Source organism: Paraburkholderia sp. CNPSo 3272 (genome assembly GCF_024206495.1).
GTDB lineage: Bacteria > Pseudomonadota > Gammaproteobacteria > Burkholderiales > Burkholderiaceae > Paraburkholderia.
Map to the genome: position 1 here is coordinate 1 of NZ_JAMBPQ010000111.1, position 686 is coordinate 686.

Consider the following 686-nt stretch of genomic DNA (forward strand, 5'->3'; position numbering starts at 1 on the left):
AGGTTCTGAATAAATTCAAAAACCTGACTTACTTTAGTGTGAGACTCTTGATACTTTTGCTGCTCCCGATATCGCTCCGAAGAACCATATCGGGTCGCCACCGCATCAAGCGCCCACACTTATCGGCTGTAAATTTTTAAAGATCGTTCGCGAAAGCGCCGTTAAAACTGCTCGACTACCGGCTTCTTTCTGCGTTGCTGCGTCTGCAGCAGAGAAACGAGATTATGAAGAATCTTTTTCGCTTCGTCAACCCCTTTTTTTCGCTCACCGCTTGAAAAAGCTTGCTGACTCCTGCGTCCGCCGGTTTCCGCGGCGGCCCTCGCTGCCTGACGTCTGAGACATCGAACTGCGAAGGGGGCGAATCTTATCGCCCCGATCGCGAGTCCGCAAGCCCTTTTCCATCGACTCAATTGAAAAGAGGCGCAGCGCGCCTGTTTTCAATGGGCGGCATTCGCGCTCATGACTGGGGATCGTCCGTCGTCGGCGGGTCGAACATCGCCTTGCACGGTGGCGAGAGTTCATCGTAGTGCTGCTTCAGGCATGCCGCGATTTTCTCCTTGTTGGGGATCGCACGCGCGCAGAAGTGGAACGCATCGTCGCGGCACGCGTGTTCCTGCTCGCTGCGCGATTCGCCGCTGCTCGCTATCGCGAAGGTCAGACCGGCCAGCAATGCGCCCGCTTTCATC

The 686-nt window shown here is 55.7% G+C and carries 1 protein-coding gene; it reads right to left on the reverse strand.

Going from position 1 to position 686, the window contains the following annotated elements; translation table 11 throughout:
* Window positions 1–457: 457 nt before the first annotated feature.
* A complete protein-coding gene (locus tag M3I53_RS38030) occupies window positions 458–685 on the reverse strand; it encodes a cysteine rich repeat-containing protein (protein WP_254320820.1) in 228 nt (75 codons plus the stop codon).
* Window position 686: the final 1 nt, after the last annotated feature.

Coding starts and splice junctions, on each gene's coding strand:
- M3I53_RS38030 (WP_254320820.1), bottom strand. CDS start 685: ATGAAAGCGGGCGCATTGCTGGCCGGTCTGACCTTCGCGATAGCGAGC.